This window comes from Ruegeria sp. CDSC079 (genome assembly GCF_059610505.1).
The window spans coordinates 70429-96263 of the sequence record NZ_JBXWNT010000003.1 but is presented as its reverse complement, the minus strand read 5'-3'; the positions used below and the strand labels follow the sequence as shown (position 1 = coordinate 96263).

Genomic DNA, 25835 nt, shown 5'->3' with positions numbered 1-25835 from the left:
CATTCCTATCCGCTTGCTTCAGCAACAAGGGCTTCTGGCTCGGCTCTGGGAGAACCGAGATAGGTTTGTGCAAGTACGTCCAGAAAGGCCCCGCGCAGCACAGTATCTTCACTTTGCTGGCTCAGCTCGATGTCGACGGCATCGTAGATGCTTGGCAAAACCGTCGCTTTTACATGGGTCTTGATGTGTTCCAGAAACCTTTGACCGAACCCGGCATATTCATCTCCGATCACAACCAAATCCGGATTGACGAAGTTGATGCAGTTGGTGATGCCTTGCGCCAGATAGCGTGCAACCCTGTGCACCTCTTCGCTGGCAAGCCCGTCTTCCGCTGCGTATGCGTCAAGGACCTGAGAAAAATCAGCGTCTGAAGTCAATGTTGTACTGCTGACGTTCTCTGCGCGCTCCCGTATGGCACGCAGTAGCGCAATGCGCGACGTGAAGAGTTCCAGACAGCCTCTATTTCCACATTTGCACTGCTCGCCATCAACGCTGATGGACGTATGCCCCAATTCACCTGCAAGACCTTGCGCACCCCGGTGCACATGGCCATCCACGACAAGCGCCGAGCCGATCCCCTGACCGGCAGACACGTACAACATGACCTTGGCCCCCAGCGCCCGGCCATGATGGCGCCATTCAGTCAAGGCTGCTGCCTTGGCGTCGTGTGTGGAGTGAACAGGAATGTCAGGATAGCGGGAGCGCAGCTCGGGGATCAGATCGAAGCCCTGCCATTGAGGGCTTTCAGTCATGAGGATGACACGTTCATCGCGCTCCAGGAACGGGCCAGGAACAGCCACGCCAATGCCATCGACCTGTTTCAAATTGCCAATCTGGCGATCCAGTGTCTCGGAGATCTCCTTGAAAGTCTGCTTGGCGGACCCGTCCCGTGCGATGGGGAATTCACTGGTCTCCAGCAGGTCACCGCGCAGATTAAATGCAGCAATGGAAAAGCTACGGCGTTGCAATCTAAGACAGAGGATGTATCGCCCGGAACCAACAAAGCTGAGGTTGATCGATCGCCGACCACGCCCCCCACGAACAAGTCCCACTTCCTCAACGATGCCATTGTCAATAAGTGGTGCTATCGCACGTGTGACAGTCGCCTGATCCAATCCGGTGGCTACGCTGATTTCCTTGCGCGAGCATTCTCCCATGTCGTGCAAAGCTGCAAGGATGGCGCGCCTGTTGTGGCCTTGAATACCTTCGATCGACAAGCCTTTTTGAGCAAGTTTCATGTCCGAACCCCAATTTTTTCAATTTGGCTCAAACATAGCGAGTTTTGCTTGCAACCTGCAATCAACTCTCGGGTGCTACGCATCGACGCCCTCCTGAAACAGGATGTCGGCGAATGTAGCACTTTGTCGGATCCTCTCCGCGTTGGGCATGTCGGTCTTGGTGATCTTTTCCCGCGTCTCGACTTCACCTCTGCCGCCACGCTCGTGGCGTCGCTTCAAGCGCTGCTTCAGGAGTTCATCCGGCGTGTCTACAAAGATACGCAGGTCGAAATGCGATGCCGCTCGAATCCAAGGCGCTTCATTCATCAGAATGTAGTTGCCCTCGACTATGCAAAGGGCCTCGTTTCCTTCGATCCTGGCGCCTTCTGGGACCGGGTCATGTATGTGCCGGGAATATCGCGGCCACCAAAACGCATCTCCCCTGGACAAACGTTCCACCGCGTGGGCAAACGCGTTGCCATCAAACGTATCGATACGGCCTTTCACGCTTCTAAGCCCTTCGGCCTCAAGCTGGGCGTTTGTTTTGTGAAACCCGTCCATCGGGCAGTAGGCAGCGATGTGCCCGGCAGCGCGTAGATCCTCGGACAGCCGCTCGGACAGCGTAGACTTACCCGTCGCCGGAGGCCCTGCAATTGCTACAATGAGCGGCGGTTGACCTGCACTTATCCGCTTTTCAATTGCGCCCAGAAGGCTGGCATAGTCGGCGAGGTGCTCAGGCATCCATCCAACTCCGCGTACCCGCATGGGTGCATGACTTACCCGCGATCTGGTTGGCGATATTCAACGCATCTACAAATGACCCGGTCTCGAGATACGCGTGGCAGAAAGCGCCGTGATAAATGTCTCCTGCGCCCAAGCTATCGACAACGTCCACCTCCAAAGCGGGTATCTCGCCCCGTCGTCCCTGATCATGCCAGACGACCCCAGCGTGACCCCGTGTCATTGCCCAGCGTTGGATGTCCAGTTCCTCACACATATTGGCAAAGGCGCGCAGTCCCTCGGGACAAAACACGTCGCTGACAATTGGAATATCGGCCAGCTTTAGAAAATCCGGTGACCAGTCTTTCCAGCCGCCGCCATCCAAAATGATTGGCCCTTCAAACGCACGTAAGGCGTCAGCGTGCGCCGCAACAAAATGCCGTTCGTACTGGTCGATCTGAATCAACCCGTATCCTTCCGTCAGGATCAGACCTTCTTGAGAACGCACCTTTTCGCACTCATCCCCTGCGCCATTGACAATCATCCTGGCCCCAAGGCTCCGGGTTGAAACAACTGTCGAAAGAGGGATGCGATAGTCCGGGTCATTACTGATGTCGTGCACCGTAACGTTCCTGTCCTTCAGATCGGACGTCAGCATTGTCTTCATTGGGCCCGGCGCGCCCAGCGATGTGGCCAGCGCCGCCGTTCCACCAAGATGGGCGAACGTAACGGCAGCGTTCAAAGCAGACCCGCCCGGGATCACATCATTGCTCAAAGCCTTGGTCTTCCCGTCCGGACCCGGAAAATCCTCAACAAGCGCGGTGACATCCATCACCGAGCGGCCTATGAACAGCGCCCGGCTCACGCGGCCTTCCGGGATGGATCGAGCCCGCCATCAGCATACCGCTTTGCCATTTCTGCAACTGGGATCGGCTTGATTTTACGCCCGTGGCCCGCCACCCCGAACCTCTCGAACCTGTCACGGACCAGCGTTTCAAGCTCCGCCATCCCGGCCAAGATAAACGCCCGAGGATCGAAATTCGATGGGTTGTCCCGGGAGAAGCGCCGCATTGCGCCGGACATGGCCATGCGGCAATCGGTGTCGATGTTGATTTTTCGAACACCATGCCGGATCCCGCGTTCGATCTCTTCGACGGGGACGCCCCAGGTTTGTGGCATTTCACCGCCAGAGGCGTTTATCAAGTCCTGCAAACCCTGTGGCACAGAGCTCGACCCATGCATGACAAGATGGGTATTCGGCACGCGACGATGGATCGCCTCAATCTGGCTGATGGCCAGGATGTCGCCATCCGGTTCCCTTGTGAATTTATAAGCGCCATGAGACGTCCCACAGGCTATCGCTAGCGCATCGACCTTGGTTGTAGCAACAAACTCCGCTGCCTGATCGGGATCGGTCAATAGCTGATCGTGATCCAGTTTGCCCTCTGCCCCGGACCCGTCTTCTTCACCCGCCTCGCCGGTTTCAAGCGATCCAAGAACACCCAGCTCTCCTTCGATTGAGGCACCCGTCCAATGTGCGATCTGTGCAACGCGAGCCGTGATATCGACGTTGTGGGCATAGCTGGCGGGTGTCTTGCCGTCGCCCATCAGGGAGCCATCCATCATGGCCGAGGTGAACCCCGCAGCGATGGCGCTGACGCAGGCCTGCTCATCATGGCCGTGGTCCTGATGCAGACAGATTGGGTTGTCGGGATACATGGACGCCAGTGCGTTCACTATAGCGACGATCATCCGATCTCCGGCATAGGCCCTGCGAACATTCAAGCTGGCTTGCAGGATCACCGGTGCATCGCAGGCGCGCGCAGCGTTCATGATCGCAAGGCCCTGCTCCATATTGGAGATGTTGAACGCCGGCACACCAAATCCTTGATCCGCCGCATAATCAAGCAATTGTCTGAGGGTTATGAGGGGCATGGCGAGGCCTTTACTTGCGGAAGTTGAGATTGTGGAATTTCGCCGAGCCTTCCTGAACAAAGAGACCCCAGGCATCGGTATTGGAGATGTCATAGACCCTGAAGGATGCAACAACCTGCCCGGCCACAAAGCACTCGATGGCCGACCCGTTGCGCAGGATCTGGACCCGGTAACACCCATCCTCCGGTGTGAAGGCGAGCGGACGCTCGACCAATGGGCTGTCGATCTCCTGACGGACCTCAATGCCATGCCGCTCATTGAGCACCAGGCTGTCCCAAAGTGGATCCATCGCGGCAGGCCAGCGATCAAACAGGACGCGCTCCTTCATGGGCTCGATTGAAAGGCTGTAACCGCTGTCCAGATGATCGCCGCCTCGGGGTTCGATGAGAATACCCACAGCTTCGGTGGCGGGATCAGGTTCAATCACTACATCGAGCAACACGTCATCCCGGTTCGGACCGTCGATGAACGCGTATCCGTATGATCCTGTCGCATCACACCGAGGGTCTGCATCGCCGGTCCAGTCTCCCAACATGGGGCGCAGCTTGTGGGGCACGGTCTCTGCGTAACTCTGGTCCACGTTATCGGGCAATTTGCAGGTCAGCGTGCCGTCTGGCAGCGAGACAAGTTCGCGCGGGCTGCCCAGTTCTCCGCCCCAAACCCAGCTGCGCTTGGGGCCATGATGCTTGCGGAACGGTATCCATGCGAAACTCATGCGACGGTCGCCATCGCTGGCCGATTTGGCAGCGTAAAATCGACGCCCGTCAAGACTGTCGAGCTTGCGGCTTTCCCAAGGACCATCCGGGGATTTTGACACCCGATACACTGTTTGCATTCGTTCCGAGTAGCGGCTTTCAACCAGATACCACCAGTCGCCCAACTTGAAGATTTCCGGGCATTCCGGGCAATGCGTCAACATCGAGGACGCCAGCGGCGGGCCAACCTCCCAGCATTCCAGATCATCGGACGTGGCAACGGCAACACAGCCCCGGCGAAACTGCGGACCTTCCTTGAGGCGCGCTGAGATCAGCATCTTGAAGCACCCTGCCTCTTCGTCGCGGTAGACAAAGGGGTCGCGCCAATCGACGGTTTCGTACCAGCGGTGATCGGGGAAGATCATCGGGTTGGATCCGGATTTCTCCCAGGACTTGAGATCAGTCGATGTTGCCTTGCAAATTGACTGCGGTGAAGCAGATTGACGATTGTAACCTGTGTAGAAGAAGTGAAACACGCCCTTGTGCTCAATGACAGAGCCGGTCCAGATCCCATCGCCGTCGCACTCACCGTGCGCGCCGGGGCCAAAAGCGTCGGGCATCACCTCCCAGTTTACGAGGTCATCTGACCGAAGATAAGCGGTCGAGACGCGCGCCCGCTCAACATATTCCCACGCGCCCACAGGGGGTTGGGAAAAAAACAGATGCCACGTGCCATCGTGGTAGAATGGCATTGTATCACCAGCGGCAGCACCGCGCTCCGGAGCGTATCCGAAAAGTCTCATCTGCGGACCTCGAAAAGAGTTTGGTTTTTTAGTCCCCCGACCCATTGAACCGGGGGAGGGCTCGCTGCGTGCAAGGGGAGTTATTGCACGTAGTCTTGCCAGTTTGCCTGCCACGCGTCGATGAAACCGGGCAAATCAGCGTCGGGATTATGGACCTTGCTGAGGCTGCGAACGGTTTCCGGTGAAAGAATACATCCGTTCAGAAGACTGTTGGCATAGGTATCCACATTGTCGGCTGTTACCGGAATGAGGCCGACCCGCGGCTGGGTGTCTTCAATCGGGTGACCGTGCAAGTAGTCATAGAGTTGGATAAGGCCGAACCCGCCAACCATCCAATGGCCACCGATCGAGAAACTCAGTTTGCCATCCTTGATGAATTGAGCGACCTGCTCGTCAATGTCGGTGGTTATGATGGCGATGTCGTCACGCCCTGCCTGTTCCACCGCAAATTGACTGCCGAGACCGGCGACCGCGCCAAGCACGATGATCGCGTCAATCTCGCCGGGTCCGAAGCGGGCAATGAACTGCTCGGCATATTTCTGGCCATTCTCCCGGTTCAGACGATCCCAACTTTCAGCGATCACTTCGACCCCTGCCGCGTCCAATTCCGATTGAACTCCCGCCCAGATTTCTTCCGCAGAAGTCACACCTTTCTGGTTCCAGACCATCGCGACTTTCTTGTGTCCGAGATCTGCGGTGGCTTTGCCGATTGCCTGACCCCAAGTGTCATTGTTCTGGGTCACCTGCGCGATGAAATCCTCACCTTCATAGTCATCGTCATAGCTGGACACCACCAGTCGACCGACGGCAATACCAGGAATATCATTCTCTTCGAGAAGACGCGCGACCTGGATACCGGCCGGCGACGTCAGCGGGTTGAAGATCAGCCCGTCCGGGCCGCTTGCGATGATGGATTCAGCTTGCGCCGCGTGCTGTTCTTCCGAGTTCTGATCGTCAAACTCCTTCAGCTCGACACCCAGCGCTTCAGCGACGCAGCGTTCAAAACGATGGCGGTTGATAACCCAAGGGTTTGTTTCCGGCTGGCCAAGGTCAGCGATTACCAGATCGGTACGAGCTTCGCTTTGAGCCGTTGCCACGCTCGCAAGCGGCAACATGGCTGCTGTCACAAGCAAAGGCTTGAGCATCTTGTAGGTCATGATCTCCTCCCTGGAGAGTTTTTCGCGTTGATTGCGGAGAGGTAAACTCCTATTTAATGCGTACTGCAATTAAATGCAGTTTGCAAGTATATATCCAATCCGCTGAACCAACCCGGGAACTTTGAGGTTGCGAAGTGGCAAAAATCCAGGCTTTACGGCTCAAGCAGTCAAGGCATCAAGTTCCGCGCGAACCACGCGGTACGGCAGGACCCGGTGTCCTGACTCAGGTTCCGAGCGGTGTGGATGCCCTGGGCGTGGTCCTCGTAATAATCGGCGTAGTCGTTCACAAATCCGCGCAGATGTCGTCTGCACCTGTCAACGGCGACTGAAATCGGCCATTCGCTGCAACCTGAAGAACGAGCAGGTTGGGCTCGAAGCAGTCATTCGCTGCAACTTGCTTGAACGACTGCTACGCGGACTCTCCAGACATTGGCCTTTGGGCATGTTGCTGACGCAGCATCCGTTTGCATCTGCGGCACGTTCGATGTGGCAGCGCAGCGCAAATCACCGAAGCAGCCGCTCGACAGCGCGGATTTGGCTGAGACCGAAACTGTAGTTTCGCCGCAGCCTGGTCTGACAACTCAGACGCGGATGGGGTGGATGGCGCCTGCAGCCAACCGTCGCGCTTTGCGGCATACTGTAGAAGTCATCTTCTGACAGGAAAGGAACCCCACCATGGAAGTTACAACAGTTGGACTGGATCTTGGTAAGGACGTCTTCCAAGCTCACGGCATCACCGCAGACGGGGCGATTGTTTTCAATCGAACAATTCGACGCAAGCAGTTGCTTAAGTTCTTCGAGAAATTGCCGAGTTGCCTTGTCGGGAAAGAAGCCTGCGGGTCGGCCCATCACTGGGCGCGCGAGCTGACCGAAATTGGTCATGATGTGCGGCTCATGCCTGCGGCCTATGTCAAACCGTATGTCACGCGCCAGCCCGTGCCTGCGGCGAAGCCAAGCTAGCCCGTGCAGAACTTGGGGTCGAGTTTATAGTGGACGCGGCCTACGATTGATCTGTTGCGGGTTTCGGCTTCGCTCAATCGCACCGGCAACAACGTCAACCAGATTGCGCGGCGCTTGAACGAGGCGAGCGGTGTGCTGTAAGCGAAGTGCTGCGATTTTGTAGATTGGCGCACCTGTCATCAGATTGGGACCTTCTCAATCTGATGACAGGAGGTTCCGATGGTGGAACATTATGTACCCGCGCTGCGCAAGTGCTTTCTCGAAGACATGCGGACCGCGGGGCTCAATACCTGTCGATCAAGTATTCCGAGCGCCTTGACGAGGCGAAGGTCGGTGCCTCGGTCGGCAGTAGCGGGGACAGTTACGATAACGCCCTCTACAAGGCTGAGGTCATCGAACACGAAGGCCCGTGGAGTGGCAAGAAAGACGTGGAAATGGCAACCCTCAATTGGGTCAATTGGTGCAACGAAAAGCGCCTCTTCGGCCCGCTCGGGTATATCTCACCCGCACCAGCAGAAAGGAACTTCTACAACGCAGATTGCGCGGCTAAGATCGCCGTAGAATGACAAACTCAAACGTCTCCGGTAAACTCGGTCTGGTTCAGTAACCATAGAAGCCGGTAGTCGTTTAGAACTCTTTGGAGAGAGCCATGATCGTCTCGGTACGCTTGACACCATCGATTTTATAGATCTGCTCCAGCACGAGATTCAGACGCGGCTTTTCGATGGGATTGATGAGCAGCGCGAAGTCGTGGTCTCCTACGATTCTTAGACAACTTGCAACCTCTGGCATGGTCGCAAATTCGCGTGCTGCTGCTTCCCCCTTGCTGCGGATTTCCATGTTTATCAGTACAATTGCCCCTATGCCGCCTGTTTCAACGGTCGAAGGTTCCTTGATTGTGTAGCCAAGAATCTGCTGAGTTTGCTCCAGTCTTGAAAGCCTTGCCTGCACCGCAGTGCGCGAACGGCCAACCTTCCTCGAAAGATCGGTGACGGGCACACGCGAGTCCCTGCGCAGCGCTTCAAGTATTTGCTCGTCGATCTTATCACGCATTGATATCCAAGCCCGTCCCAAATTGCAGATTGCCTAGTGTATAGGCATATTGCCTATGATTTCAATCGATTTAACAATCGACAGGACGGGCCGTTTTGACTGACATCTTCGTTATGGACAACGCAACACTATTGAACTCGATTTCGTCCCGTGCGCGGGCTTTGGAAGCCTCCAAGATCCGCGAGGTTGCAGAGCTTGGCATGAAGCAAGACGGCGTGTTGCCGCTCTGGTTCGGTGAAGGCGCCTGGCCGACCAATTCACTGATTGTGGACGCTGCAATTGCCGCGCTCAAGGCTGGCAATCATATGTACCAGCCGAACAATGGCGCGATGGCGCTGCGGCAAGCGATTTGTGCTTATAGCAACGAACTTCTGGGCAGCCGTCTGAAACCGGCTCAGGTCACAGTCACCCCTTCCGGAATGCAAGGCCTCATGCTGACGGCTGAATTTCTTGTGACTCCCGGCGACCGGGTTATCGCAGTGGAGCCGGGCTGGCCCAATATCATCGGTGCTTTCAAGGCGACCGGTGCAGAGATTGCGAGCGTGGCAATCGTGCCGAAGGGCGGTCATTGGGCGCTCGACGTGGAAGAGCTGATCGCGGCGCTGACACCGGGCACCAAAGCGGTGGTGATTAACTCGCCCAACAACCCCACCGGCTGGACCATGTCGGCCGAGGAGCAGCGTCTGGTGTTGGAGCATTGCCGCCGGCACGGCATCTGGATCGTTGCCGATGACGTTTATTCCCGGCTCTACCGCCATGGGCGTCACGCGCCCTCATTCCTGTCGATTGCAGAGCCTGAGGATCAGCTGATCTCTGTGAACTCGTTTTCAAAATGCTGGTCGATGACCGGATGGCGGCTTGGCTGGATCGTGGCTCCCGCCGCGTTCGAGGGGAAGCTGGGTCAGTTGACCGAGTTCAACACGTCCTGCACAGCCGGCTTTGTCCAGGAGGCGGGTATTGCAGCCCTGCGCGGCGGCGAAGAGGAAATTGCCAGCCTGTTGAGCAAAATCCAGGCAGGGTATGAAATCACGGCAGAACGCCTCAACGCTTTTTCGCGGGTGGAGTTCATTGAGCCTGATGGTGCTTTCTACTGCTTCTTCCGAGTTGACGGGCTGACTGACAGCTTCGCTGCGGCTGGTGAAATCCTTGAGCAGACCAAGGTCGGGCTAGCGCCGGGCGTGGCGTTCGGTCCGCAGGGAGAAGGTTATTTGCGGCTCTGCTACGCGCAGCCGGCAGAAGTGCTGGAAGAGGCCTTCAAGCGGCTCGAGCCGTTCCTCTCGAAGTGATGCCTCAATATCGGGGAGGAAAGACATGACGTATCAACTCAGCCTTGAGGGTAAAACCGCGCTGATTACTGCCGCTGGGCAGGGTATCGGGCGTGCCAGCGCCGAGGCCTTTGCCCAGGCTGGCGCCTCGGTCATTGCCACAGACATCAATGAGACTTCGCTAGCTGAGCTCAATGCGATTGACGGCATTACCGCATGGAAACTGGATGCAACCGATCCCGAAGACATCAAGCGGGTACTGCCTGAAGCTGGTAGGCTGGATGTGCTGTTCAATTGCGCTGGATTTGTCCATACCGGCAGCATCCTGGATAGCACCGAGGAAGATTGGGACTTTGCCTTCGATCTGAATGCCAAGGCCATGTACCGCCTGTGTAAGGCAGTCCTTCCGGGCATGCTTGAACAGGGCAAGGGGTCGATCATCAACATGTCCTCGGTGGCATCCTCCTTGAAGGGCGTTCCAAACCGCTTTGTTTATTGCGCGTCCAAGGCAGCGGTCATCGGCATGACCAAGGCGATCGCTGCTGACTACGTAACCCAAGGCATCCGTTGCAATGCGATCTGCCCTGGCACCGTAGATAGCCCATCGCTGCACGACCGGTTGCGGGCCACGGGCGATTGCGAGGCGGCGCGGGAGCAATTCATCGCGCGCCAGCCTATGGGGCGCGTTGGCGATGCAGACGAAATTGCAGCGCTTGCAGTTTACCTTGCCTCGGATGCCAGCGGATTCACCACGGGCCAGGCCCATATCATCGACGGCGGCTGGGCCCTCTGAACGGAGACTATCATGAAACTTTTGCGTTATGGCCCGAAAGGGCACGAAAAACCCGGTATCGTCGACGCTGACGGTGTTGTCCGCGATCTGTCCGGCTTGGTGGATGACATTGCCGGTGAGGTTCTGACGGATCAAGGCCTGGCCGGCATTGCCGAAGCTGACCTGTCGTCGCTGCCTGCCGTTGAGGTCGACCGTTATGGGCCCTGCGTCGGCGGTGTTGGCAAGTTCATCTGTATTGGGCTCAATTACTCCGACCATGCCGAGGAAAGTGGGCTGGAGGTGCCGCCGGAGCCGGTGATCTTTGCCAAGGCGACTTCGGCAATTTGCGGTCCCAACGACACGGTAGAAATCCCCCGCGGCTCGAAGGCCACCGACTGGGAAGTTGAACTGGGCGTCGTAATTGGCAAAGAGGCAAAATATGTCGATGAGGCAGAAGCTCTCGAACATGTTGCGGGCTACTGCGTGATCAACGACATTTCCGAACGTGATTTCCAGAACAAGCGCGCAGGGCAGTGGACCAAGGGCAAATCTGCCGACACGTTCGGTCCTATTGGACCTTGGCTGGTGACCCGCGACGAGGTTTCTGACCCGCAGAATCTGCCGATGTATCTGGAAGTGAACGGAGAGCGCCGCCAGGACGGAAGCACGAACACAATGGTGTTCGGGGTGGCTCACATCGTCTCTTACCTGTCACAGTTCATGAGCCTGCAGCCAGGCGACATCATCTCCACCGGCACACCTCCGGGTGTGGGCATGGGGATCAAGCCTGAGCCCGTATACCTTAAGGCGGGCGACAAGATGGAACTCGGCATCGAAGGCCTGGGCGTGCAGCGCCAGGACGTTGTGCAGTGCTGACCTTCTCCCCGGCGCCAGGCCGTTCACCCCATTGGCGCTGTTCCTGGGCCAGCTATATTGGTTGCCCGGTCCATCTTTTCCCGAGGCCTACATCCATATCGGTCTCAAAAGGCAAGCCCAGTGAATGAAGGCTGCCTGTAGCCGTGATTTTCATCAGGAGGACAAAGTGATGGAAAACCAAGTTGCAATCGTAACCGGCGGTGCGCAGGGAATAGGCCTGGCTGCGGCTCGGCTTCTGATCGAAAAAGGTGCGAAGGTCGTCAGCTGGGACATTGATGCAAGCAACGGGGACGCAATGGCTGCTCTGGGCGGCAATGCTTTCGCGGTGGACTGCGATATCACCGATCTGTCTTCGGTGGAAGCGGCCTACAAGCGTACTTGCGAGGCAGCGGGAATTCCTTCGATTTTGATCAACAGTGCTGGGATCGCAGGTCCCAACGAACCGCTGGACACCTACGATCCCGAAGCTTGGCGCAAGATCATCGACATTAACCTGAACGGCACATTCTATGTGAACCGCGTCTGCGTTCCTGGAATGCGAGAGCAAGGCTATGGACGCATCCTGAATGTCGCGTCCATCGCAGGCAAAGACGGCAATCCTAATGCTTCCGCCTATTCGGCTTCCAAGGCCGCGGTGATCGGCTTGACTAAGTCCTTGGGCAAGGAACTGGCTGGCTACGATATTGCAGTAAACTGCGTGACGCCGGCTGCGGCCCGGACCCGGATTTTCGACCAGATGAGCCAGGAGCACATTGACTATATGCTTTCCAAAATCCCTCGTGGCCGGTTCCTGGAAGTCGAAGAGGCCGCGAAGATGATCGTTTGGGCGGTTTCACCTGAAAACTCCTTCACCACTGGAGCTGTATTCGATCTGTCTGGCGGCCGGGCCACCTACTAACTCTTGTAAATTAAGTCACTTGGAGGAAAACCCATGACAGATAATGACAAAAAAGCCGCTCTCACCGAACGCCTTGCAAAATGCTACAGCGGTGCAGTTTATGACGCCCTGCGCGAGAGAGGGATAGACAATACTGTTCTGCCCAAAGACATCCGGCCGATTGACGATACTCATGTTCTTGCTGGTCCCGTTTTCACAATTTCAGGAACACCAAAACCTGGGATTAGTGCTGATGATGCTCTGCTGGCTTGGACGGGTTTCCTTTCAACAGCGCCGTCTGGCCATGTCGTAGTTTGCAATGGCCACACTGACGACATCGCGATGATGGGGGAACTGTCTGCCGAGACGCTCCAGATGCGCGGTGTGCGCGGATATGTGACCAATGGCGGGTGTCGGGACAGCAATTTCATTCGTAACATCGGTTTCCCCGTTTTCCATCGCTTCTACACCGCCCGCGATGTGGTGGGCGCATGGTCGGTCGACAAAATGGAAGTCCCTGTGCAGATCGGTGACGTTGTCGTTAAGCCCGGGGATTTTCTGATTGCCGACATTGATGGGGCCATCCTTATCCCAGGTGAAATCGCAGAAGAGATCGTGGTTGAGGTCGAGGAAGTGATGAACACCGAGAACAAGGTCCGCTCGGCTATCCGTAGCGGGACGGATCCGAAAGAAGCCTACCTGACCTACGGGCGCTTCTGAGCGGTCAAACTGGCGTAACAGCACTTGGAGATACGAATATGCATATCGGTTTGCCTGACCAGGGCTGTTTTGTTTTGCGGGTCTGGAATCCAGCGGTTTCAGGGCCTTCGGTTTGCCACTTGCGCGACGGATGCATTGTCGATGTGACCTCGCGTGAAGTGGCAACAGTACGCGACCTGCTTGAGCAGGACGATCCGGCGGGCTGGATCAAGTCTGCCTCAGGCGAAGCAGTTTGCACGCTGGGCGAGCTCGAGGAGAGTTCCGTCGAACGGCCTGATCCTAAATTACCCTATTTTCTGGCGCCCTGCGATCTGCAGCCAGTTAAAGCATGTGGCGTGACCTTTGTATCCTCAATGTTGGAGCGGGTGATTGAAGAGCAGGCACTCGGTGATCCTACCAAGGCCAAGGTGATCCGCGGGCGCTGCGAGACTATTTTAGGCGATAGCCTGACCGGGATTGTTCCCGGGTCAGACCAAGCAATTCAATTGAAGAACGCGCTTCTCGCCGAGGAAGCCTGGTCGCAATACCTTGAAGTCGGAATTGGCCCGGATGCAGAAGTTTTCTCCAAGGCTCAAGCGCTGTCTTCGGTTGGCTGGGGTGCAAGCGTCGGCCTGCATCCAATGTCGCGCTGGAATAACCCGGAACCGGAGGTGGTTCTGGCGATAAACAGCCGGGGTGAGGTCAAGGGTGCCACGCTCGGCAACGACGTGAACCTTCGCGATGTCGAAGGCCGCTCGGCGCTGCTGCTTGGAAAGGCAAAAGACAACAATGCTGCCAGCTCGGTAGGACCTGCCATTCGCCTCTTTGATGGAACCTATTCGATCGCGGATGTGCGTAAAGCGGAACTTGATTTGCGGGTTACCGGGGAGGATGGCTTTGTGATGGACGGTCACAGCACAATGGCCGAGATCAGCCGCGACCCGCTTGACCTGGTTGGGCAGGCTTATGGTGCGCACCACCAGTATCCCGATGGTTTCATGCTGATGATGGGAACCCTTTTCGCTCCAACCCAGGACCGTGATCACCCCGGGGGTGGTTTCACGCACAAAATGGGCGACGTCGTGACCATTTCAAACTCTGATCTGGGTGCTTTGGTCAATACCGTGCGCCTTTCTACCGAATGCCCGCCCTGGGACTTCGCAGCCTCGCATCTGATGCGCAATTTGGCCCGCCGTGGCCTGCTCTGAACGGAGACACTCATGCTAAACGGAAAACATCTGATTGCCGGCGAATGGCTAGGCAGCGCCAGCACTTTTTCATCACAGCCTGCTCACGGCTCCGCCCATAACTTTGCTGTCGGAACGGTGGATCTTGTCGGACGTGCCTGTGAGGCGGCTGAAGAGGCTTTCTGGTCCTATGGCTACTCTGGCGTGGAAAAACGTGCGGCGTTCCTGCACCGGATTGCGGATGAAATTGACGCCCTTGGAGATGAAATCACTGAGATCGGAAGCCAGGAGACAGGTTTGCCCGAGGCTCGCTTGACCGGTGAGCGCGGTCGGACTGTCGGCCAGCTGCGCTTGTTCGCAGAGCATATCCTGAAAGGCGATTATCTGGACCGTCGCCATGACAGCGCCTTGCCTGACCGGCAGCCGCTGCCGCGGCCTGAGCTGTATATGGTTCAGCGGCCCATTGGCCCGGTTGCGGTCTTTGGTGCTTCGAATTTTCCACTGGCCTTCTCGACCGCAGGGGGTGACACCGCAGCAGCATTGGCCGCAGGCTGCCCTGTAGTGGTCAAAGGCCACTCAGCGCACCCGGGAACGGGGGAGCTGGTGGCTCAAGCCATCGACAAGGCCGTGAAGGCGATGGATCTGCACCCTGGCGTGTTCAACCTGATCCAAGGAGGCAAGCGGAACGTAGGAGCTGCGCTGGTTCAGCATCCATTGGTTAGGGCGGTTGGCTTTACCGGTTCGCTGGGTGGCGGGCGGGCCCTGTTCGATCTGTGCGCATCCCGCGAAGAGCCTATCCCGTTCTTTGGCGAACTTGGCTCAGTCAATCCGATGTTCCTGCTGCCACGATCTCTCTCCTCCCGTGCTGAGGCAATGGGCGAGGGCTGGTCCGGCTCCTTGACTATGGGAGCCGGCCAGTTCTGCACCAATCCAGGGATTGCCGTCGTGCAGTCGGGCGCAGATGCCGAACGTTTTGTTGCGGCAGCTACCAAGGCATTGGAGCAGGTTGGCGCGCAGACAATGCTGACTGACGGGATCGCCGCAGCCTATCGCGATGGGCGCGACCGGATCCGCGCCAATTCCAGCGTGCAGGGAATCCTCACCACCACCTGCGTCCTGCGCAATGCAACGCCGTACCTTTTCCGCGTCACTGCGCGTGAGTGGTTGGCAAATGATGCGTTGGCCGAGGAAGTCTTCGGTCCGCTGGGCCTGGTTGTCGAAGCAGAAGATGCGGCCGAAATGACTGCTGTTGCGAAGGGACTTAAAGGGCAGCTGACCTGCACCGTCCATATGAGTGAAGACGACACTGCCCAGGCGCAGGCCTTGATGCCAATCCTTGAGCGCAAGGCGGGGCGAGTTTTGGTCAACGGCTTTCCGACCGGCGTCGAAGTATCTGACACGATGGTCCATGGCGGCCCCTATCCGGCCTCGACAAATTTTGGTGCGACCTCGGTGGGTACTCTGTCGATCCGACGTTTCCTTCGGCCTGTATGCTTCCAAAACATGCCAGAGGCACTGCTGCCTCAAGATCTGAAATGAACGTCCAAGGATAATATTATGGCTAAAATGTACAAAGGCATCTGGCCGGTTGCCCCGACCCCTTTTCATGACGATGGAACACTCGACCTTGAGGGTATGAAGCGCGTGCTCGACTTCATGATCGATGCGGGCGTCGATGGCATCTGCATCCTTGCGAATTACTCCGAGCAGTTTGTGCTGTCTGATGAAGAGCGCGAAGTGCTGACTCGATTGTCGCTGGAACATGTGGCGCACCGGGTGCCGGTGATCGTGACTGTCAGCCACTTCGCAACCCAGATTGCGGTGGAGCGCGCGCGTCTCGCGAAATCGCTTGGCGCCAGCATGGTGATGCTGATGCCCCCCTATCACGGGACAACGCTGCGGGGGACGCCGGAGCAAATTTTTCAGCAGTTTGAAGCGGTCGGCGAGGTGGGCATCCCGATCATGGTGCAGGATGCGCCGATGGCCGGCAATGATCTGACTGTGCCGCTTCTGGTCAGGATGGCCCGCGAAATCGAGATGGTGAAGCTCTTTAAGATCGAGTGCATTCCGGCAACCGGTAAGCTGCGCGAGCTTATTGCTGCAGGCGGTGACGCGATTCAAGGCCCCTTCGACGGTGAAGAAGGTATCACATTGATGGCCGACTTGGATGCCGGAGCTACTGGCACCATGACCTCTGCCACAATTCCCGACAAGATCAAGCCCATTCTGGCTTTGCACGCCGAAGGCAACCGCGAAGGTGCATCCGAAGTCTACCGTCAGGTGCTGCCGGTGATCAACTTCGAAAACCGCCAGTGCCTTTGGCGCGCCTCAAAGGCCGCGATGATGGAGGGGGGGTGATCAATTCCGACTGCTGCCGCCACCCGATTGCACCGTTGCATCCTGAGACCCTTGCGGGGCTCTTGGATATTCTTCGGCCGATTGATCCGCTCGTCCTGTCCTGGGGCAAGTGAAGTAAGACTGGGCGGTTGCATCGTTGAACCAAAAACATAGGCCGCAACTGCCCCGCTCGGCCAACTATGGCATGATGAGAACAGTTCTTGGATTGGTGCCTTGCGGGAGGAGCCGGTGATTTTCACGTTCGCGACATAGGCCGCTCCCACATTCTTCTCAACCCAACGAGACCGTATACTGCACTTGGTCGAAATCAATACGATAGAACGCGACATACTTTAACGATGTGAGCTAACGCTATCAGTCAGGATCAATTCTGTCGGGACGAGAGTGAGTTTAGTTGGCGCTGTCGGATCCGAGATACGGCTTAGCAGATGTTGAATGACAACTCTCCCCATCTCTTGCAGATCAATGCTTGTCGTACTCAGCGGCGGATTGGTGTGTTGCAACTCATCGATCCCCTCGTTCGCGATCAACGAGAAATCTTCTCCGATTTTTTTTCCCAACCTCTGCAAACCGGCTTTCAGTCCAAGGGTGACGATAGCATTATATCCGATGGCAGCAGTCGGCGGATCTTCGACATCCAGAATTCTCGCCGCTGCTTCGTATCCCTGAGCACGAACAGGGCGGCATTCGAAAACAAGCGCACGATCGAACTCTTGACCCGCTTCGTCAAATGCTTGCCTGATGCCTTTCATGCGACGGTTAAATGGGGAAATATTGACTGTGCCGCCAACAGCGGCAATGCGTCTGTGACCAAGGTTAAGCAGATGTTTTGCCGCCGTGTAACCCGCAAGTGTCTCATCAGCCACGACTGAATCGATGGGATAGCCACTGATCTCTCGCGAGACACACACTATTGGGGGGCTGAATTTCTTCATCTCTTCCAGGTCGGTCGCCTGAGTTCCAATCGCAGGAACCAGGACGATGCCATCTGCATTGTACTCAGACATTTTCCTGATGAATTCGGATTGTCTCTCCACTTTTTCATCCGTATTGCACAGGAAGACCGTTTTTCCTACTTTGGCAAGTTCACCTTCAATCGCTCCCAGAATCTCGCTGAAGGACGGGTCGGACACGTTGTTAAGCACGATACCCACCGTGTCGGTCTTTGACTTCCTCAATCCTGCCGCGGAACGCTGATAGACATAGCCAGATTCGCGCAGCGCTTCTTTGACCCTGGCGCGCGTCTGGTCCGAGATTCGGCTGTTTTCCTTCATCGCCAAAGAAACAGTTGCAGTGGAAAGTCCTAACTGTTTTGCGATTTGACTAAGGGTCGGCTTCTGCATTCTTATTATTTTTCCTATGGTTATGGTTGCCTAGGGTAGTAATTTCCAACGTTCTTTCGGGCAAGTTGCCCATGAGAAGTCAGAGTTAATCGATTTAATTTGATTTGTAAAAGTTAATCGATTAACTTGAAGCGGCACCGACGGAAAGCAGTTTACGCATTCCGGAGCGCAAGCGCAGTTTCAACGGGAGGAAAACTATGAAACTCGGAAAATATGCATTCGGCATAATCTCGGGTCTGGCGTTGTCAGGCCTACTTGCAACAACAGCCCTCGCCGACACGGTCAGGCTGAAATTGGCCGGGACCTATCCAGTCAACCACTTCGGCCATGAGATTGTCGAAAACATGATCAAAGAGATTGAAGACGCAGACGTAGGCGTGAAAATCTCCTATTTCCCGGCCTCACAGTTGGGATCCGGCGAAGAACTGATCGAGGATGCCATTCGCGGCAATATCGACCTTGTACAAGCGTTCATCTACGCTCAGGCCGATCCTCGGCTGGAAGTCATGAACCTGCCAGGGTTGGTGACGACTTTTGACGAATTGAAAGCGGTCTACGGCAACCCGGACTCCAAGTTTAACCAGATCCTGGCCGGGATCATGGACGACCTGGGGCTGGTCTATCTTGCCAATACCGGCGAAGGGTTGGTCGGTATTGTCGCGAACGAAAAACCTACCGATTATGCCGGTTTCGGTGATAAGGGCGTGAACATCCGCGTCTGGAGTTCAGAGGTCGCCAAAAAGACCACCGAAAGCCTCGGGTATCGGACGACAACGATGAACTGGGCGGAGGTTCTGCCAGCGCTTCAATCTGGCGTCATCGACGGAGCGATCTGCTGTACGCCGGAATGGGCCTATTCGACCTTCGCGGCCGCCGGCGTGGGGAAATACTTTATTCCCGTGAACACGGCTATCGAAGCGTCATCATTCTATGCCAGTGGCAAGTCCTGGGAGAAGTTGAACCAGGAACAGCGCGACGTTATCCGGGCTGCCGCCGAGAGAGCCGCCAACGTTGCGATCAACACATCCTGGGACCGCAATCAAGGCTTCGTCGAAAAGCTGAAGGAAGCTGGCTGGGAAATTCTTGAGTACAGCCCTGAAGAGCGCGCTGCGATGGTTGCCCACATCCAGGAAAACGTCTGGCCGGAACTGGCGGACGTGGTTGGGCAGGACCTTATCGACGAGCTGACCGCCAAGTAACCAAGATTTTCTTTGGTTGCTCATTAATTGGGGATGCCGTGATTGTCTGGCATCCCCCTCTTAACGGGGAGTGAACTTTCGATGGTACTATTTGAAGATGCATTGCCACCCGGTCTGAGCCGGTTCGTTCGGCTGATGGTTTGGATCAAGTCGGTCCTGGTGAGCGTCGCTCTACCGATACTGCCGATCACATTCTTTTTCGTTGTGCTGTTTCGCTATGTTCTGGAACGCGATCTTTTTGCCTACGAAGAATGGCTCATGCCGATCTGCTTCTGGATCTTCTTCTTGGGCAGTGCGCTTGGCACTTACTACGACAAGCAGATCAATGCTGATCTTCTTGATACAGTCACCGAAAATTCAACACTGCTGTGGCTTCGCAAGCTCGTGATCCAGATCATCGAGTTGTCGATAACGCTGGTACTTGTTTACTGGGCCTGGCTGATGATTGCGGATGAGATCGCGGCATATCCTGGATGGAAAACCACCATCGCCCTGAAGATTCCGTTTATTGTTCCACGCTTTGGAATTTTCGTGGGGTTCGTGTTCATGGCGTTCTACAGCGCCTTGTCGATCTTCCTGATGCTGCGCGTGGGCCCCGATCGATATGCCGAGGCCATGGAGAATGCGCGACGGGCAGAGCCCGATGAGGAGGAGGTTGTGACATGGTAATCCTCATCGCCATAATCCTTATCTGCGTTCTGCTGGCAATCGGCGTCTCGGTTCCATTGGCCTTTGGCGGTGTGCTGATCCTTCTGGCCTATACCGGAGGGTACGATGTCTCTGGGTTCTTCGCGACGGGCCACTGGAAGATGAATTCAGTTATCCTGCTGGCCATTCCTCTTTTCATCATGGCTGGCGATATTATGCAGCGGGGCAAAATTGCAAAACCGATCGTTGAGATTGCCGAGCTCATGTTCGGCCATCTCCGCGGCGGGCTAAGTGCTGCCTCGGTCGTGGCCAGTGCGATGTTCGGCGCAATCTCGGGCAGTGGTGCGGCCACATTGACTTGCATCGGTTCGATCATCATGCCGCATCTGCGCAAGGCACGGTATCCCGCAGGCATTTCCGGCGCATTGGTGATCTGTGCAAGCCCCTTAGGCCTATTGATCCCGCCAAGCGGCGCGCAGTTGCTCTATGCCTGGGTCGGTCAGTTGAACGTTCTTGAATGTTTCCTCGCAACGGTCGTACCAGGGCTGATCCTTACGACCCTGTTGATCATCGTGAATTTCGTGATCCTTCGGAAGGATACCGAAATTCAGGTTACCGAAGTTCCGGACCGTTTCTTCCGTGCACTTGCTGGTAAAACAGCCATCGCAACACCGGCGATCCTGATGCCACTGATCATTCTGGGCGGCATTTATGGTGGCATCATGACGCCCACCGAAGCCGCTGGCGTCGCCGTAATTTATGCCATTCCGGTGGGCTTCTTCGTCTACCGCGGCCTGACACTCAAAACCTTCTATGAAAGTATGAAACACTCGGCGATCACGATCGGCGTGGTCATGGTCATGATCTTCACAGTCTTAATCGCCAGCCGCTTCCTGATTTTCGAAGATATTCCCGGTCTCGCCGAGGATCTGATCTATTCCATTTCAGATAACCCAATAATGATTTTCCTGATGCTCAATCTGGTCATGCTTCTGATTGGTATGCTGATGGACGATATCAGCGGAATCATCCTGAGCGCATCGCTTCTGCTACCCATCGCTGTTGGAGCTGGAATGGATCCAATCCACTTTGCCGCAGTTCTTGGTGTTAATCTTGGCATGGGCAACATCACGCCGCCAACGGCACCGCTTCTGTATCTCGGATCGCAAGTGACAGACGTGCCGGTCCGACAACTGATCTGGCCGACACTGATTTTCATCGTGTTTGCTTGGCTGCCAACTTTGCTGATCACCACATTTATCCCTGGGATCGCTCTTTGGTTGCCGAACATGTTCTTCGGCTCCTAGCAACACGAAAACACCAGCCAGAATAGAAAGAAGTTGGTATGCAAAACTCTGTTCCTTCAAACCGGGCGACGGTTGTCGTGGCTGAAATTCTGGCTCCGAAAGCCAATTTTGATTTCGCTGCCCACGCTCATATCACGGACAAGTCGTGATGGCGGACGCGCTCATAATCGGCGGTGGGCTGATTGGCATCACAACGGCCCACCGATTGGCCAAACGCGGCTGCTCGGTCGTGCTGGTGGAGGCCAACGAGGATGTCGGTCTTGGTGCCAACTTTGCAAACGGTGCGATGCTGGTGCCTTCACAAACTATGCCATGGAATTCGCCAGGGATATTGTCCACGCTTTTGAGGTCAATCGTGACACAAAATTCCGCAGTGCGGATCAAGCCGAAAGCTATCCCGTCCCTGTTCAAATGGGGCCTGCAATTTCTCAAGAACTCAAAGCCGCATCTGCACGAACTCCATACGCGCCGATTGCTCGAACTGGCGCTCTTTTCCATGGATGTCTTTGAGGAATACTACAAAGGATACGCAGACCAATTCGAACCCAAAAAATGTGGCACCATCAAAATCTACCGCGACCAACCAGGTCTGGAAGCCCAGATCAGATCCAATCGTCACCTCAGTGAGGTTGGGCTAGATTGGGAGGCACTAACGCCTGATCAAACTGTTGAGGCTGAGCCGCACCTTCAAGCGCTGGCCCCGCAGCTGGCAGGCGGAATTCGTTTTTCCGCTGATGTGGTGGCGGAATCGCGAAAATTCTGTCAAATCCTCCGCGATGACCTCGTCGCTTCCGGTCAGATAATACATGTTAGTTGCCAAGCCAATGAACTGCTGATGTCAGGCGAAAAGGTCATCGGCGCGCGTACAACAATCGGAGATATTCGGGCGAAGAATACCATTCTGGCCCTTGGGGCCAATACAAGAAAATTGGCTGCAAACGACGCAAGATCAATCTTGGTGCGCCCCGTGAAAGGGTACTCGGTCACATACGATACAACCGGCGTCAACGACCTGCCTTCGTATCCCGTTATCGACGAAGGGATGCATGTCGGGATTGTTCCAATAAATGGCAAATTGCGCGCTGTTGGAATTGCCGAGTTCGCCGGGCATGACGACACTCTAAGCCCCAAAATAATCCGGCAACTCGATCGCCTGACCAAATCCGTTTACCCCAACCTTGCGCAGACGCTTGACGGCTGCAAGCGCGAGCCGTGGACTGGATTCCGCCCGATGAGTGCTGACGGTTTGCCCTATATCGGCGAAGCATCCAGCAAGGGGCTTTGGGTCAATACCGGGCACGGCCATCTGGGTTGGACCCTCGCCACCGGGTCGGCAGAGTTGCTTGCTGACCTCATCATGGGCAAGCCAACAGCCTTGGACGCATCCAGCTATGCAGTAACTCGATCACACTAGACAGAAGATAAACCTAATGGAAGACAAGGTCATGAAAATAAAAGATATTCGCCTCACACGGCTCTTTTCCAAGTTCAAGACGCCCTATGTCTGGGCCATGGGCAAGAATCTTGGTCAAACAACAATCCTGATTGAGGTCGAAACGGATGCGGGCGTCGTCGGCTACGGCGAAACCGCCCCGACGATGACGTCCCCAGAGGCGATCCATGCGCTCTTACTAACCGCTAAAACGGTCCTGATAGGGCAGCCCATCACTCAGATCACCGATTTGATGAAACAGCTCTTTACGCAAAATTTTGGACATCACTATGCCAGCCAATCTCATCCAAGAATAGGCAATTTTGCGTTTGCAGGTGTTGAATTGGCCCTTTGGGATGCACTTGGCAAATCGTTGGATCTGCCGGTTCATGCCCTGTTGGGTGGGAAGATCCATGACACGGTGAGTTTCATGGGGTTTGTCCAGGGAGACAGTACGGAAGAGGTTGCAGCACATGCCGGTCAGTTGGCGTCGGACGGCTTTGAAGTGATTTACCTCAAGGCCGGATACACCAACGATAAAGATATGGCCAATGTCGAAGCTGTCAGAAAGGCAATTGGCAACAAGCGACTTCGGATCGACCCGAATGAGGCCTGGGACTTGATGGAGGCCCAGGTGATGATCAATAAGCTCGCCAAGTATGATCTCGAGATGGTTGAACAGCCGGTGTCGGCGATTGCCGGCGTTCCGGCATTGAAGGCATTGAAACAATCCTGCTCAGTCCCAATTGCCGCCGACCAGTCCGTGTACACACTAGAGGAGGCTCACTCGATGTGCTCCAGCGGTGCGGCAAGCCTGCTGACTGTGGGTCTGCACGAAACTGGAGGTATTCTTGGGTTCCGCCGCGTCGCTGCGATAGCTCAGGTATTCGACATCAACGTGTGTATTCACGGTGTTTGGGAGACCGGAATTACCACCTGCGCCTCGATACAAGCTGCGTCGGGTGTTCCGAATTTGGATGATGGCAATCAGATCATGTGGCAGCTCCTGCAAGAGGACATCGTCGAAAGCCCGGATCTGACGCCAAATGCCGGGAAAATTCCGGTCATGTCCGCCCCTGGCCTTGGATTTACCCTGAACGAGGACGCCGTTGGTCGGGCCGCAGAAGCCTACGACAAGAAGAATGGTTTGGAGGTAACATGATAGCATTGCAAGACAATTCACCTGCGGTCGTATCGCCCGGCATTTATCCAATGCTCTATGCGTTCTTTGACGATCGCGGTGTATTGCGCCAGGATCCGTTTCGGCGTCAGGTGGATGCGGCTTTGGGCACCCAGGCTGCCGGAGTTGCGATTCTGGGGTTGGGTACGGAGGTCTCGAAGCTCTCATTCGATGAGCGCGTCGAGGTCCTTGAAGTCGTCGCGAAGCGCATTGATGGACGCAAGCCGCTCTTAGCGACCGTCTATGGCGATACGATCACCGAGCAGATTGAGTTTTCGAAGCGAGCAATTCAAAGCGGTGCGTCGGCGCTGATGCTCCAGCCTCCCTCGCAGAAAATGGACGATGCAAAGCTGGCGGGCTTCTTCTCCGAGATTATCTCGGCGGTCGATTGCCCGATTGGGGTCCAGAATGCGCCGGAGTTCCTTGGCTTCGGACTAAGCAACCAGAGCTTGATCGCGCTTGCGAATGACCACAAAAATTTCACCATCGCGAAACTGGAATGCAACGCCGTCGATCTTGAGTCTGTTGCGTCAGAGCTCGGGGATAGCGTGATGCTTTTCAATGGCCGCTGCGGACTGGAATTACCTGACAACCTGCGCGCGGGTGCCAGTGGGCTGATCCCGGCGATTGATACGGTAGATAAGACCAGCGAAATTTTCGCTGAATTCACTGCTGGGACCGAAGAGCGGGCCGATAAGCTATATGCCGATCTATTGCCGGTTCTCTGCTTTATCATGCAGGGAATTCCACATTTCCTGACCTATGGAAAGATGCTGGCCGCAGCGCGTTTGGGAATTGAGCTTGGCGGCAGTCGAGAACCCTCATTGCCAGCGACTGATTTCGGCGCAGCATGCATCCACCGGTTCTCGAAACACTTGGGACCGTTGAATTGAGATATTCCGCAACATCACCAGCCATGAACAATGGCCCAAACACCAAAAGAAGAAAGTCATGAAAAATACTGCGCTACACATTTCGATTTCGTTCCGTGCCCGGCTGAGGAGGCTTTTCTAATGACCGTCGTAAACCTATCGCTAAGTGAGATACATGATCTCGCACTAGAAGCATTCACCCAAAATGGATGCGACCCTCAAAACGCCGGGGCCCTGACCCGGACGGTTGTTGCTGCTGAGCGAGACGGGTCTCATTCCCACGGCTTGTTCAGGGTGCCCGGATATGTGGCATCCCTACGTAGTGGGAAGGTCAACGGCGCCGCCGATCCGCAGATTTCCAACAAATCACCTGTAATTGTTAACGCGAATGGCGACGATGGGTATGCCCCCTTGGCAATCGAGCGAGGTATTCCAGCGCTGGCGAAAGCAGCGAGTGAGTTCGGTATCGCAGCAATGACTCTTACCCACACGCATCATTTTGCCGCCCTTTGGCCAGAAGTTGAGGCATTGGCCGAACAAAATTTGGCAGGGATGGCTTGTGTAAGTTATATGCCAAATGTCGCACCACATGGTTCAAACAAGCCTTTATTTGGTACCAATCCGCTCGCTTTTGCCTGGCCACGGAAAAACAAACCACCATTTGTATTCGACATGGCAACTTCCGCAATGGCCGGCGGCGATGTAGCAATTGCCGCAAGAGATGGCCATTCGGTCCCCCTTGGAACCGGATTGGATGAAAATGGCAATGAAACCACCGATCCGGCAGCAATCTTGAAAGGCGTTTTGCTTCCCTTCGGAGGGCACAAGGGTTCTGCTATTGCAACGATGGTTGAACTCTTGGCGGCTGGTGCGACCGGTGAACGGTTTAGCTATGAAGCGCAAGATGCCGACAACGGTGATGGTGGCCCTCCCCGTGGGGGAGAGTTTTTCCTGGCATTTTCGCCATCACTACTGGCCGGTGAAGGTTGGGAGGGCCATTGCGAAGAGTTTTTCGAAAAATACGAGGCAATTCCGGGATCTCGTCTGCCGGGCGCAAGGCGCCACAACAACCGCAATGATACAACCAACCGTGCCATAGATGCGAAACTTGTCGCCACCATTCAAGAGCTTTGTAGTCGTCCCGATTCGTGAATCAGGCACAAGATCGCCATTTGGTTGCCTGAGTTGTCTTTTGGAGGGTGTCGCATTTGATCGCGTTTACCCGCCCGATACGCAAGTATCGGGCACGCGTCCGCCCACCCGGGCGAACGCCCAGCACT

The 25835-nt window shown here is 55.8% G+C and carries 23 protein-coding genes and 4 pseudogenes; 19 read left to right on the top strand and 8 right to left on the bottom strand.

Annotated elements, in window-relative coordinates; genetic code table 11:
- Positions 1–5: 5 nt before the first annotated feature.
- The 6 genes from AC2FIC_RS06335 to AC2FIC_RS06310 all read right to left on the bottom strand — a co-directional run bounded on the left by AC2FIC_RS06335 (position 6) and on the right by AC2FIC_RS06310 (position 6527).
- Positions 6–1238, bottom strand: a complete 1233-nt coding sequence (locus AC2FIC_RS06335; RefSeq protein ID WP_299664541.1) for an ROK family transcriptional regulator — start codon at positions 1236–1238, stop codon at positions 6–8.
- Between the two features lie 75 nt (positions 1239–1313).
- Positions 1314–1958 (bottom strand): AAA family ATPase, encoded by a 645-nt coding sequence (locus AC2FIC_RS06330; protein ID WP_299664539.1) that lies wholly within the window; start codon positions 1956–1958, stop codon positions 1314–1316.
- Positions 1951–2802: a PfkB family carbohydrate kinase gene (locus AC2FIC_RS06325; RefSeq protein WP_299664537.1), complete on the bottom strand. Its 852-nt coding sequence runs from the start codon at positions 2800–2802 to the stop codon at positions 1951–1953. The genes AC2FIC_RS06330 and AC2FIC_RS06325 overlap by 8 nt, the downstream gene beginning before the upstream one ends.
- Positions 2799–3872, bottom strand: a complete 1074-nt coding sequence (gene fba / locus AC2FIC_RS06320) for a class II fructose-bisphosphate aldolase (protein ID WP_496676969.1) — start codon at positions 3870–3872, stop codon at positions 2799–2801. The genes AC2FIC_RS06325 and fba overlap by 4 nt, the downstream gene beginning before the upstream one ends.
- A 10-nt stretch (positions 3873–3882) precedes the next feature.
- A complete protein-coding gene (locus AC2FIC_RS06315; RefSeq protein ID WP_496676972.1) occupies positions 3883–5370 on the bottom strand; it encodes a family 43 glycosylhydrolase in 1488 nt (495 codons plus the stop codon).
- An 80-nt stretch (positions 5371–5450) separates the two neighbouring features.
- Positions 5451–6527, bottom strand: coding sequence for a sugar ABC transporter substrate-binding protein (locus AC2FIC_RS06310; RefSeq protein ID WP_299664530.1), 1077 nt, complete (start codon positions 6525–6527; stop codon positions 5451–5453).
- A gap of 675 nt (positions 6528–7202) precedes the next feature.
- On the opposite strand from AC2FIC_RS06310, the pseudogene AC2FIC_RS06305 reads away from it, so the two are divergent.
- The 4 genes and pseudogenes from AC2FIC_RS06305 to AC2FIC_RS06290 form a co-directional block, all read left to right on the top strand.
- Positions 7203–7457, top strand: a pseudogene (locus AC2FIC_RS06305) (IS110 family transposase); the annotation flags it as partial.
- Positions 7451–7537, top strand: a pseudogene (locus AC2FIC_RS06300) (RidA family protein); the annotation flags it as partial. The pseudogenes AC2FIC_RS06305 and AC2FIC_RS06300, both read left to right, overlap by 7 nt.
- 4 nt (positions 7538–7541) lie before the next feature.
- Positions 7542–7628, top strand: coding sequence for a plasmid mobilization relaxosome protein MobC (gene mobC / locus AC2FIC_RS06295; protein ID WP_367575553.1), 87 nt, complete (start codon positions 7542–7544; stop codon positions 7626–7628).
- A gap of 125 nt (positions 7629–7753) precedes the next feature.
- Positions 7754–8053: pseudogene (locus AC2FIC_RS06290) on the top strand (IS3 family transposase); the annotation flags it as partial.
- A 61-nt stretch (positions 8054–8114) separates the two neighbouring features.
- Here AC2FIC_RS06290 and AC2FIC_RS06285 read toward each other — a convergent pair.
- Positions 8115–8540 (bottom strand): Lrp/AsnC family transcriptional regulator, encoded by a 426-nt coding sequence (locus tag AC2FIC_RS06285; RefSeq protein WP_496676975.1) that lies wholly within the window; start codon positions 8538–8540, stop codon positions 8115–8117.
- A 113-nt stretch (positions 8541–8653) separates the two neighbouring features.
- Between AC2FIC_RS06285 and AC2FIC_RS06280 the strand changes: the two genes are divergently transcribed.
- From AC2FIC_RS06280 to AC2FIC_RS06245, 8 genes and pseudogenes are all read left to right on the top strand, one after another.
- Positions 8654–9826: a pyridoxal phosphate-dependent aminotransferase gene (locus tag AC2FIC_RS06280; protein ID WP_496676978.1), complete on the top strand. Its 1173-nt coding sequence runs from the start codon at positions 8654–8656 to the stop codon at positions 9824–9826.
- A 25-nt stretch (positions 9827–9851) separates the two neighbouring features.
- Positions 9852–10598 (top strand): SDR family oxidoreductase, encoded by a 747-nt coding sequence (locus AC2FIC_RS06275; protein ID WP_496676981.1) that lies wholly within the window; start codon positions 9852–9854, stop codon positions 10596–10598.
- Between the two features lie 12 nt (positions 10599–10610).
- Positions 10611–11453 (top strand): fumarylacetoacetate hydrolase family protein, encoded by an 843-nt coding sequence (locus AC2FIC_RS06270; protein WP_106607288.1) that lies wholly within the window; start codon positions 10611–10613, stop codon positions 11451–11453.
- 169 nt (positions 11454–11622) lie between these two features.
- The gene (locus tag AC2FIC_RS06265) at positions 11623–12351 is read left to right on the top strand and encodes an SDR family NAD(P)-dependent oxidoreductase (protein ID WP_106607586.1); all 729 of its coding nucleotides are present in this window, start codon (positions 11623–11625) and stop codon (positions 12349–12351) included.
- Positions 12352–12384: 33 nt separating this feature from the next.
- The gene (locus AC2FIC_RS06260) at positions 12385–13050 is read left to right on the top strand and encodes an RraA family protein (RefSeq protein WP_106607287.1); all 666 of its coding nucleotides are present in this window, start codon (positions 12385–12387) and stop codon (positions 13048–13050) included.
- A 38-nt stretch (positions 13051–13088) separates the two neighbouring features.
- The gene (locus AC2FIC_RS06255; RefSeq protein ID WP_106607286.1) at positions 13089–14237 is read left to right on the top strand and encodes a fumarylacetoacetate hydrolase family protein; all 1149 of its coding nucleotides are present in this window, start codon (positions 13089–13091) and stop codon (positions 14235–14237) included.
- 12 nt (positions 14238–14249) lie between these two features.
- On the top strand, positions 14250–15755 hold the full coding sequence (locus AC2FIC_RS06250; RefSeq protein ID WP_142638776.1) for an aldehyde dehydrogenase (NADP(+)): 1506 nt from the start codon (positions 14250–14252) through the stop codon (positions 15753–15755).
- 18 nt (positions 15756–15773) lie between these two features.
- A pseudogene (locus AC2FIC_RS06245) lies at positions 15774–16687 on the top strand (dihydrodipicolinate synthase family protein).
- Between the two features lie 219 nt (positions 16688–16906).
- Here the strand turns inward: AC2FIC_RS06245 and AC2FIC_RS06240 are convergent.
- Positions 16907–17917, bottom strand: coding sequence for a LacI family DNA-binding transcriptional regulator (locus AC2FIC_RS06240; RefSeq protein WP_106607283.1), 1011 nt, complete (start codon positions 17915–17917; stop codon positions 16907–16909).
- 197 nt (positions 17918–18114) lie between these two features.
- Between AC2FIC_RS06240 and dctP the strand changes: the two genes are divergently transcribed.
- From dctP to AC2FIC_RS06205, 7 genes are all read left to right on the top strand, one after another.
- Complete coding sequence (gene dctP / locus AC2FIC_RS06235) at positions 18115–19116, top strand: TRAP transporter substrate-binding protein DctP (protein WP_496676989.1); 1002 nt, start codon at positions 18115–18117, stop codon at positions 19114–19116.
- A gap of 81 nt (positions 19117–19197) precedes the next feature.
- Positions 19198–19785, top strand: a complete 588-nt coding sequence (locus AC2FIC_RS06230) for a TRAP transporter small permease (protein ID WP_496676992.1) — start codon at positions 19198–19200, stop codon at positions 19783–19785.
- A complete protein-coding gene (locus tag AC2FIC_RS06225; protein WP_496676995.1) occupies positions 19779–21071 on the top strand; it encodes a TRAP transporter large permease in 1293 nt (430 codons plus the stop codon). The genes AC2FIC_RS06230 and AC2FIC_RS06225 overlap by 7 nt, the downstream gene beginning before the upstream one ends.
- Before the next feature lie 148 nt (positions 21072–21219).
- Positions 21220–22485 carry an FAD-dependent oxidoreductase gene (locus AC2FIC_RS06220; RefSeq protein WP_496676997.1) on the top strand — a complete coding sequence of 422 codons (1266 nt, stop codon included), beginning with the start codon at positions 21220–21222 and terminating at the stop codon, positions 22483–22485.
- A 31-nt stretch (positions 22486–22516) separates the two neighbouring features.
- The gene (locus tag AC2FIC_RS06215; RefSeq protein ID WP_496677000.1) at positions 22517–23665 is read left to right on the top strand and encodes a mandelate racemase/muconate lactonizing enzyme family protein; all 1149 of its coding nucleotides are present in this window, start codon (positions 22517–22519) and stop codon (positions 23663–23665) included.
- Positions 23666–23670: 5 nt separating this feature from the next.
- Complete coding sequence (locus AC2FIC_RS06210) at positions 23671–24576, top strand: dihydrodipicolinate synthase family protein (protein WP_496677003.1); 906 nt, start codon at positions 23671–23673, stop codon at positions 24574–24576.
- Positions 24577–24606: 30 nt separating this feature from the next.
- A complete protein-coding gene (locus AC2FIC_RS06205) occupies positions 24607–25707 on the top strand; it encodes an Ldh family oxidoreductase (protein ID WP_496677006.1) in 1101 nt (366 codons plus the stop codon).
- Positions 25708–25835 lie beyond the last annotated feature (128 nt).

Bases quoted from the DNA above. Each gene is read 5' to 3' on its own strand.
- AC2FIC_RS06335 (WP_299664541.1), bottom strand. From the start codon at position 1,238: ATGAAACTTGCTCAAAAAGGCTTGTCGATCGAAGGTATTCAAGGCCAC.
- AC2FIC_RS06330 (WP_299664539.1), bottom strand. From the start codon at position 1,958: ATGCCTGAGCACCTCGCCGACTATGCCAGCCTTCTGGGCGCAATTGAA.
- fba (WP_496676969.1), bottom strand. From the start codon at position 3,872: ATGCCCCTCATAACCCTCAGACAATTGCTTGATTATGCGGCGGATCAA.
- AC2FIC_RS06315 (WP_496676972.1), bottom strand. From the start codon at position 5,370: ATGAGACTTTTCGGATACGCTCCGGAGCGCGGTGCTGCCGCTGGTGAT.
- AC2FIC_RS06310 (WP_299664530.1), bottom strand. From the start codon at position 6,527: ATGACCTACAAGATGCTCAAGCCTTTGCTTGTGACAGCAGCCATGTTG.
- AC2FIC_RS06285 (WP_496676975.1), bottom strand. From the start codon at position 8,540: ATGCGTGATAAGATCGACGAGCAAATACTTGAAGCGCTGCGCAGGGAC.
- AC2FIC_RS06280 (WP_496676978.1), top strand. From the start codon at position 8,654: ATGGACAACGCAACACTATTGAACTCGATTTCGTCCCGTGCGCGGGCT.
- AC2FIC_RS06275 (WP_496676981.1), top strand. From the start codon at position 9,852: ATGACGTATCAACTCAGCCTTGAGGGTAAAACCGCGCTGATTACTGCC.
- AC2FIC_RS06270 (WP_106607288.1), top strand. From the start codon at position 10,611: ATGAAACTTTTGCGTTATGGCCCGAAAGGGCACGAAAAACCCGGTATC.
- AC2FIC_RS06265 (WP_106607586.1), top strand. From the start codon at position 11,623: ATGGAAAACCAAGTTGCAATCGTAACCGGCGGTGCGCAGGGAATAGGC.
- AC2FIC_RS06260 (WP_106607287.1), top strand. From the start codon at position 12,385: ATGACAGATAATGACAAAAAAGCCGCTCTCACCGAACGCCTTGCAAAA.
- AC2FIC_RS06255 (WP_106607286.1), top strand. From the start codon at position 13,089: ATGCATATCGGTTTGCCTGACCAGGGCTGTTTTGTTTTGCGGGTCTGG.
- AC2FIC_RS06250 (WP_142638776.1), top strand. From the start codon at position 14,250: ATGCTAAACGGAAAACATCTGATTGCCGGCGAATGGCTAGGCAGCGCC.
- AC2FIC_RS06240 (WP_106607283.1), bottom strand. From the start codon at position 17,917: ATGCAGAAGCCGACCCTTAGTCAAATCGCAAAACAGTTAGGACTTTCC.
- dctP (WP_496676989.1), top strand. From the start codon at position 18,115: ATGAAACTCGGAAAATATGCATTCGGCATAATCTCGGGTCTGGCGTTG.
- AC2FIC_RS06230 (WP_496676992.1), top strand. From the start codon at position 19,198: ATGGTACTATTTGAAGATGCATTGCCACCCGGTCTGAGCCGGTTCGTT.
- AC2FIC_RS06225 (WP_496676995.1), top strand. From the start codon at position 19,779: ATGGTAATCCTCATCGCCATAATCCTTATCTGCGTTCTGCTGGCAATC.
- AC2FIC_RS06220 (WP_496676997.1), top strand. From the start codon at position 21,220: ATGGCGGACGCGCTCATAATCGGCGGTGGGCTGATTGGCATCACAACG.
- AC2FIC_RS06215 (WP_496677000.1), top strand. From the start codon at position 22,517: ATGAAAATAAAAGATATTCGCCTCACACGGCTCTTTTCCAAGTTCAAG.
- AC2FIC_RS06205 (WP_496677006.1), top strand. From the start codon at position 24,607: ATGGCCCAAACACCAAAAGAAGAAAGTCATGAAAAATACTGCGCTACA.